Source organism: Anaerosporobacter sp. (assembly GCF_965301125.1).
The window spans coordinates 1-10,197 of the sequence record NZ_CBDLAM010000130.1; the positions used below are offsets into that span (position 1 = coordinate 1).

A 10,197-nucleotide genomic window follows, 5' to 3' on the forward strand; every position below is an offset into this window, starting at 1 on the left:
GTGAACTTACTATCCTCATCTTCTGCCCCCAATATAGCATCTAACAACTTATCAACCTCAGAATTTCCACTAGTATTTAATGTAGCATTTCGTATTTTTATCTGCTCAATAGTGCACAGTACAACATACCCCATCAATATAACCAGTCCAAAGATCATGCAGCCCTTTCCTGCAAATAAACCAATAAAAACAAATACAATTCCTAATAATCCGATAACAAAATAACGTATGGCATTTGAAATCATTCCTAGTAAGAACAACGTGATCGGATATTTTCTCTTCATATAATGTTGCTCCTTATATAATTTTATTTTTTATTTTTTATCACAATAAAAAGCTTAATTTACTTATTAGTAGTACTTTCTTAAGTGATCGTTCTGCTATTTTTAAATCTTCTGACTCACCTACTTATATATCTAAATTGGTCGTAAGCCAGCTTCGGTGGATACTAAGGTTTCTCCTGTGAAACATTGTGATAAAAAACTAGCTTGTACAGATAATGCACGAAATTATGCCTTGTCACAATTTCGTGCATATATGCCTCAGGTTTTCAATTAATAGCCTGATTCTTCATCTAATCATAATGCACATCTCCAACTAACTTCTACTATTCTGTAAAATTATGAAGTTTTTATTTTCATAAAATCAAATCCTTTTACTCCAATATCTAATAATTTTTTCTTTAATGTTTCCGAAACAAAATATGGAATATTACTTTCTTTGAGCTTAAACATATCACTATTCTTTATTACGCAAGAATAAATAACATATTTGATAACTGTAGTATGTTCGTATTCTTTTCCTTGACTAACATATTTGAATTTCTTACATAGAGATTTTTTTTCATCCAGTGCTTGTAAAATATTCATACAATGCACTAAATATCCTATCACTATTTCATTTCCTTTATTTACTATTGGAATAAACTCACAAGTACCTATATTACAATCCTCCATTATTTTTTTTACTTTTTCACTAACAATAAGCCATGCTAAATTATTAGCCAAATAATCGAAATTTGATACATTATCTTCTTCAATTGTACAATAAATTCTTTTAATTCCAAATTTTATATTTGAATTCACAGCATATCTGCTAAAACCTAATTCCGCCTCATTAATATTCAATAAAATAGCTTGCGTATCATTTTCATAGTCGTACATTAATTTATAATATTCCATCTCGTCCTCCTATTCCCAAAAAGATTTTCTTAGCATATCTGGATTTTCTTTCACTGTCGTTTTTAAATCTTCAAATATTTGCAAAAATATATTCTTAACTCCATTAGCTATTTCATCAATATACTGTAATTCTTCTAGTATCCATTCATGATATTCGTTTGGATGTCTCCCTTGATGTGGCATTAATTCTTTGTTCCAATCACCATCTAAATCTAATGTATATTTATTTATAATACTCTCAAACTGCTTAGTATATTTTGAACTTTTATTTGATACAAAATGATGTATTTGATTTGGTCTAGAATCTAATCCACCCTCACCATTATTCCCACAATCATTATGCACCAACACCCTCTCGTCAGTAACATAATACGTATGTCCATCTTCTACCTCTAGGTTATATACCTTTACCGCTTCATCTAATTGTTCAACTTCTACTGATTGAACAACCGGGGTAACTCCCTCTTTGGTATGAAGCACATCTCCTTCTTCTAATTCAGAAGCAGAGGTCCAGCCTTTTCCTTCTACATAGAATGGGTGGTTTTGCGTGGTTGTTATCTCATTATCTTCGGTTTCTATATGTACAGCTACATCCGTTTCGCTGACGATAACATTAAGGACTTTCTTAAGTGATTGTTCTCCAGTCTCTGTATCTTCTGACCATACATAGTCACCTACTTGTATGTCTTCAATTGGTCGCAATCCCTCTTCGGTGGAGACTAAGGTTTCTCCGGTGAAACATTGTGAAGAAAAGGTAAATATCATACATACTAACTGCACAAACCTCACAGTTATTTCCAGCGGATTTCCACCCTCTATCGCTTCTTGGATTAGATCTACTTGATCTCCTAATCCAAAGATTGCAAGAACCGGCTTCAATACTACTCCTAGAACTGTATTACACATACCATTTAGCAGTATTCCAACTGCAACGCCTTTGGCAATTGCAAATATTAAGTCACCAATCGTTCCTTCACCTATGATTACATTACGAATCTGCATAGCTACATCATATACTGTGCATACAACATTTGCCCACTTTAGTATTCGCATAAATGTTGCACATTGCGTCATCGAATTCAATGTGGATTGAATCGTCTGTGTTACTTGTAGCTCCATTATTGAAAAATTACCCGTAGGATCCGAATACACCACTGGATTTGCATTAGCATACAAGTACTTATGAAGAGTTATTGGGTCAGAGTTGCTACCACTATAGCTATCCATACTGATAAAGGTTCCCATACTTGGGTCCATGTATCTTGCTCGTAAGTAATACAATCCTGTACTTGCATTGTATTGCTCTCCTACATAGAGATAATCATTTTCTGTGGTACCAGTCTTACTTAATAGATTTCCATATGCATCGTACTCATAGGTGTCTGTTACTGTTCCTGCTTGGTCTGTTAATGCTCTTACACTTCCATGTCCATCGTACACATAATAGTAACTCTTAGAATCACGTTCCATACTAAGTAGTTCTTGTCCCCTAGTATAGTATGCTTGTTCCTCTTTATCTGCTGTACACTCGGCTACTACCTGAGCTAGTTCACCACTTGTGTCTACAACATAATAAATTAGAGCTTCTTCATTAATCGTCTTTGTGATTCTGTTACCAGCATAATCATATGTATAGGATTCAATGGTTACATCGTTTCCTTTTTGAATGGTCGCTTTTAGTAAATGTCCCGCTTCATCGTAGCTATAATCAACATTCTTATCACCGGATTGTTTGATTAAGTTTCCATTATCATCGTATACATTTGTAATGATACCTTGGCTACTTTCTTCTACTATAAGTTGGTTAAGTCCATTATACTCGTATGTTGTAGTACCTTCAACAATATTAGTATCGTCAGATTCGACGTCTGCTAATTTCGAAATATCACCTTTAACTGTTACCTTTTTCGTACTACGATTACTTACTTTATCGTATGTATACTCATTGGTTAACGTAGCTTCATCTACTTGAATTTTCTCTGATACCAAGCGCAACAATTTGTCATAGGTATATTCTGTAATTGTTGTTTCGTTGTTTGCAGTTTCTTCTATTTTAGTACGTTCTCCTGCATTACCTAGTGTATATTCGTATTTTGCAATGGTATTGCCATCTTTATCGCATACCCACTCTTCTTTCAAACGTTGGCATGCATCGTAGGTGTAAGAAACAACCACGCCATTTGCATATGTTAGTGTTGTTCGATTCCCTAATTCATCATATTCATAGACTGTTGCCTGTCCATTTCGATCAACTACTCTTGTAACGCGGTCTAACAAATCATACTCATAATTCGTACTACCATAGGAAGTTTTGAATTCACTCAATCTGCCATATTCATCATATATATACTCTAGACTATTGCCTATACTGTCTACTTTTTTACTTAATCGACCATATGAATCATAGTTATACGTAATCACACCTGTTTTATCTTCTACTTGAACTAATTGGTGCTTATCATTGTATTGATACTTCGTGATATTATCATTAACTTTCGTTTCAATTAAGTAATCCATAGCATCATAGGTATATTCAGTTTCATTACCTGCATAATCCTTGTAATTTGTAACATTTCCTGTGGCATCGTATTGATAGGTTCTTGTTTTTCCTAATGAATTCTTCAGTGTCTTAACTCTACCAACTTCGTCATATTCATAGGAAGTTACATTTCCATTGGCATCTTCCACACGTATTAGATTACCATTTGTATCATAAGTATACTGATAGCTGCTGCCATAAGCATCGGTCACTTTTATTAAACGATCTGCTCCATCATATTCATAAAGTGTTTCATTACCATACTGATCTTTTTGTACTGTAATACGTCCTCTAGCATCATAAACCGATTCAACTCTTACGCCATCTGCATATGTTACTTTCGTACGATTTCCATTATCATCGTAATCATATGTAGTTGTATTATTCTTCGCATCTATAACTTTTACTAGCTTAGAACTTTCATTATATTCAAATCTTGTTGTATTTCCTAAGCCATCTGTTATAGCTGTGTTACGATACATGGAATCGTATTCATATGATGTTATTGAACCTGTGGTACTTGTACTAGATACAACATTACCTACCGCATCATACTCATAACTTTGCTTCGTTCCATCTGGATATAGCATACTACTGATACGATTTAATTTATCATATGTCATTGTTACCGTTAGTCCTAATCGGTCAGTAGCTGTGATATTATTTCCGTTTGCATCGTAAGTAAATGCTTCGAATGTTCCATCTGCATAAATTGTCTTAACCATATTACCACGATCGTCATACTCATACTTCGTTCTTCGACCTTTGGCATCGACAGAAGCAACTTGATTATTCTTATCATCATATTCGTAAGTAGTGATATTTCCTGCATTATCAATACTTTGTACAATATTATCCGCATCATCATACGAATAGTAACTTGTGAATTCTAGGTTTTTGTCCCCTTCTTGTCTTTTAATTGAAACACTAATACAACGATCCTTCTCATCATACGTATAATAAGCTGTGTTGCCTGCTCCATTGGTTGTAGAAGCCACATTGCCTTTGGAATCGTATGTTACCGTTTGATAAACTCCAATGGCATCCACAATTCCAGTTAATTTTCCATCATTGGAATAACTATATTTTGTTTCATTTCCTTCTGCATCTGTTACCATGGATAGACGATTATTATCATCATAAGAAACTTCTAATAATTTCTTATCTAATAGTGAAATGCTGGAAATATAATTTTCTTGCGTATATGTTCCATTCATTACAGTTCCATCTGCTGTAATCATGGAGGTCATATTTCCCGAAGCATCATATTCATACTTTGTTACATTTCCTAATGCATCTTTTCTTTCAGTAATATTATTGTCTTTATCAAAAGTACTAACCGTCTTATTCCCATAAGCATCGATTTCCTGAATAATATTTCCATTATCATCATACGTATAAACCGTGGTATTACCATTCCGATCCTTAATGGCTTGGGTTCTTCCCTCGATATCATACTGGTATTCAACCCTGTTACCTTCTGCATCAATTGTAGCGATTAATCTTCCGTTCTCATCATATTCATTTCTAGCTACTGCTACACCTGTAGGATCAAGGATTGCTAATAAATTATGCTGCTTATCATACTCGAATGATACGGTGCGATTGGCACTGTCTGTAACTTCCTTAAGATTTCCATCTTCGTCATAACTATAGGTAGTTACATTCCCATATGGGTCCTGTGCTTTCGTTACACGTCCAATGCTATCTCTCGTTAAGAGAACACTCTTGCCATTCGATGCTTCATATCCATTCTGAGTTACTTTAATTACATTATCATTATTATCTACAATCTTAGTAACACCACTACTAGCATCTAGGTATATCTCTATTCCATCTTCGTTAGTAAGCTTATACTTAGCCAAATCATAAATGGATTCATCATAGAATATTGGTGTTCCACCTGATATCCATGCAGCATTGTCTCCTACTAACTCTAATTTTACTTTCGGGTTTGTTACACATTTGAAGCCAAATTCAACTTCTTGAATTGGTACTAATGCTTTTCTTTCAGGAGTAAATGTTACCTTAAAGCGATCACTTGTACCATCACCATAATTGACAATGATATCGTGTGGTATTGTTTCTTCAAAAGTATATCCAGTACTTAAACCACTGCCTGTTTGAACCATCTGATAGCCTTCGTAGATCTCATTGGTCTCAGTAAGAGTCATTCCCTGCATGCCTAAGGTCCAACCATATCCAAAGTCTCCGACTGATTTGTTTCTACTATCGTACATACGATTTACATTAACCGTTGTTCCTCCAATGGCAGCAGTAATATCCGTAAATCCAATGGACATATTTCCTACTTTAAGATTACCTTCTACGATATACTCCCTAGAAATCCTAACTCTAGTTCCACCTTTATCAACCGCAGTAAGCCTTACTTCATAGCGCCCATTCATTAATTTGGTGGTATCAAGTACACCTAGAACCTCATTCTTCTTTGGTTCTTTTGATTCCACAAGTAACTGATATTCTGTATCGCCTTCCATACGGTATTCTAGTTTATAGTAATCAAGTTCCTTATCATCATATGCATTACCAACTATGTCTGTTGGCACAGTTAAAACAGAATCTGCATCTGGAGAAAGGATAGCTGCTGTTGGTGCTACCGTATCTTGTGAATCATAGAAGATACAGTTAGCCTTTGCAGACACTGTTACTCCATCCTCTGTAAGTGCAGTTGCAACTACTTCTATATTTTCTGCTTTATCATGAGTAAAAGTAAACACACTACTTGGATTATCAATTTCTTCTCCACCAACTGTTACACTAAGAGTATCTTTTTTGATTCCTTGTGGTATCGATACTTTTCCTTGTACCTCTTTACCTACTGCTGCACGGTCCGTAGAAAGTGTGACAGCAAATTTTCCATTCTCTATATCTGAGTAATCTGAGGTTTTACCTGAATCCCCCTTAGTCTCATCATTTCCCTTTTGTATTACTTCATGTGTAACTTCTTGTTGACCAATTGTATACGTGATAGTTGCTATTACTGTTCTACTGTTACCATATTCATCCGTTGCCTCTATCTTAAGCTTATATTCTCCACTTTCTAATCCTTCTGTTGGAATCGCCACTATAGAATCATTAATAATTGGATCTTTTCCAGTGGTAAGAACCTTATAGTCTTCACTATCTGACTTAGCTAAACTAATTGAATATTCCTTTAAGCTTTGATCATCGGAAATTGATCCTAATACTTCAATATCACTTAATTCCTCAGAAAGTCCAACATTCGTAATCTCTATATTCGGCGCTTGTGTATCTGCTATTACAGAATTTTCTTCAGAGCCCTTTATATAAGAAAATGCTCCTGTTGCTTCCACTGTACCTAACTCTTTTGTAGTGGCGAATAAGGTAACAATATACTTCTCGTCCTCTAGTTCCTCAACTGGAATCGTTGCAATTAATTGATCTTCCATTGCTTCTTTGCCTGAGGCAATACTCTTACTATCTGATTTTCCTTCTTGATCACGATATTCCACTCTATATTCCACGAATTCATCATCAGTGACAATCGTTCCATAAATCTCAATATTCTTCTTATCTTCCGAAAGACCAATATCTGTAATTCCTGCTTTAAGAGAAATCTCCTTAGTCTCAGTAATTCCTGAAGAGATGTATAATTTCATTCCATAATAACTAAGATTACCTGCTTCATCTTCTGCAGTAATCAAAATATCATAAACACCCTCTACAAGTTTCGAGATATCTAACTGTCCTAATTCTCCATCTTCAATCTTATCCGTTCCCTGTGCAACTATAGTATAGCTTTCCTCTCCATCTTTGCGATAGCCGATGGAATATTGTTTTAATTTGGTTTCATCCTTAATCGTACCAATAAAATTGATATTAAATCCAAGATCTGTATCTGCATTTGGTGATGTAATTTCAATGGTTGGTGCAATTTTATCCGATGAATCAACCACTTGAATCGTTTTCTCAAGTTCAGAGGAATTCCCATAGATATCTACAGCCTTTGCTGTAATGACAAGGGTTTCTCCTTCTACTGGATTTAAAATTACTCTTCCAAATGTACTTAATTGCTTTTCTCCGTTAATGTACATTTCAAAGGTGTCCACTCCATAATTATCAATGGCATAGCCTTCAATATGGATTTCTTCTCCAACTTGGTAAACCTCTTTTGCTGTATTAATAAAGATTTCTGGAGCTTCTTTATCATCTACATCTTCATTTTGTTTAAACTCGCTGGTCTTAACGATGGCAATAGCAGGTTTACTGTAGATTCCCTCTACATCACGAACGATATATTTGATTAAATACGTTTCGCCTACGTCCACTTTATTAGGAAGTCGTCCCTCTGTCCACTCCCCATCCTTTATGTTCTTGTAATAGAATAACTCTTCTCGAATTCCTTTACTCTTATCACTTGGGTGATCCTTATCTTCCGATGTATAACTTGCTTTCACTGTGCACTTTGTCTTATCAGAAGTGTCTTCTAGAACCTCAACTTCTACATCAGCCGTTGGTCTTGTTTGAACACACAAAAGTCGATCATATTCTTTTTGTCCTGACCAATGACGGTATTCATCTAACGCATCATTATCACCAACTGGGTTATCACGTACTCTAAGTCTAATTGCATAGGCACCAGTTTGATTGAACTGAGTAATTGGTTCCGTTGCTTCTTTAATTATTAATTGTGGCTCTTCATTCGATTCACCAAACACGGTTGGGTCATATTCGTATTCCCAATTTTCTTCGTATTTTTCATCATTCTCTGCATCAGAGTAATATCCGATATAGCTAATGGTATCGTCAGTTGATATGTAATCTTTTATCGTATAGTCTTTAGCCAATATACTATCCAAAATGTACTGATTTACATTGTCCATTGACGATTCTAGACTATCATTCTCCAAGAACATACCTCCAGTTTGAGAGGTGTTAAGAAGACTCAAGTACTGATTTTGGTTCTTTGTTGTTCCAAGACCTACAAATGGAGCTTCATTCTCAAGTAGTGCTTCTGCAATGCTTGCTAACTTCTCACCCTCTTCTAGTTCTGGTACAGAATCGTTACTTAGATTAATTACAAAATGGCTTGCATTCTCTCTCCACTCAAAACCATTAATAATGTCAGAAAGTGCACTTCCTTTCACTGTTTGCATGGTAATATTCTTAAAAGTAAAATAAGATTGTTGACTACAAGCATGACTACCATGACTGATAATTGGCCCAAAACCGTATCCATAATTATTGTCAGGCAAAACATAACTATCAATAAGTGTCTTATCCCCATCAAAAACTGAAATAGTCTTGGCATCTACCACTATTTTCAGATGATGATTTGCATATACATCATTGATAGAGAAGGTTCTTAATAATTTTCCTGCATTCTGTACATAGCTATAAGAACCATTTCGAAAACCAGTTAAATTATTGCAGTCTATCTGTACAAGTTTTAAACCAGATTGCGTAATTAAGATACAAAAACCTTTTATGGTATTCTTTTCTTCCGAAACTGTAGTGTTGAATAAGAAACCTCCGCCTTCCATACTATGCCAGTCTGTAGCATCTCTTTGGATGTCGAATTCAAATATCTTCTGTCCTGCATTATCATCTGCTACATAAAGGAAGTCTTTCAAAGGAGCTACGGAATATCCTAGCATCTTAATATCTGCTTTATCATAAATAATATGTTTTGATAATGTAGGCAAATAACTATCCTTATAGTTATAGTGGTCATATTCCTTCCAAGCAAATTGATCATGTGCAGTTAATGTTGAAGTATATACCGTACTGATTTTGGCATCGATACCTTTATCCTTTAACGTTTGTTCTAACTCTTTAATCTTATCACTATAAGTATTGATTTTATCTATCTCTGCATTACCGATTGTAAATACTATGTCCGCAAACTTCTTTTTCTCAATATCTAAAGTTGCCTCTGGCGCAGTATTTATAATTTCAAGACTCTTATCAGTATCTTCCATATCACTGGTATTGCCGCGTAGATAATCTGCATCTGTTAGAAGTTTAGGAATGGTATCTTCAAAATATTCCTTAACTTCTAATTCGATTTTATACTTACCAACTTTCTTGGTTTCGTATGATAATTCTGTTGTTTCACCGGTAATTGTATCTAGAATTTCAGCTTTATCATAAATGCCATCATTATTTGCATCATAATAGATTGTCCAAGTACGATTCGATATGGTATCATTATCTAGCGAATAAGATAAATCTTTCGCTTTAATAGTTGCAAGCCCTTCTTCATTTCTTTTATATTCTTTATTTTCTAGTTCAAACTTAGCAATTGGAGGAAGATCCTCTATAATGGTAAGCTCTTTTGTCTCTGTATATACTATATTTCCTCGTTTTACTTCTATTTGTACAACGTAATTTCCTGCTTCTTTAAACAGCAACTCCTTTTTCAAATAAGTAGAAGCTTCTTCATCGATACGATATAGTTCATCGGCTAATTCATTATCTTTATATATTTTCCAA

At 34.6% G+C, this 10,197-nt stretch carries 3 protein-coding genes; all 3 read right to left on the minus strand.

The features are described 5' to 3' along the window. A partial coding sequence (locus ACW2QF_RS13640) for a hypothetical protein (RefSeq protein ID WP_455716556.1) occupies nt 1-284 on the minus strand: 284 nt, incomplete at its 3' end. Between the two features lie 336 nt (nt 285-620). Next, nucleotides 621-1,181, minus strand: coding sequence for an imm11 family protein (locus ACW2QF_RS13645; protein WP_455716557.1), 561 nt, complete (start codon nt 1,179-1,181; stop codon nt 621-623). 9 nt (nt 1,182-1,190) lie between these two features. Further along, on the minus strand, nt 1,191-10,127 hold the full coding sequence (locus ACW2QF_RS13650) for a polymorphic toxin-type HINT domain-containing protein (protein ID WP_455716558.1): 8,937 nt from the start codon (nt 10,125-10,127) through the stop codon (nt 1,191-1,193). Nucleotides 10,128-10,197 lie beyond the last annotated feature (70 nt).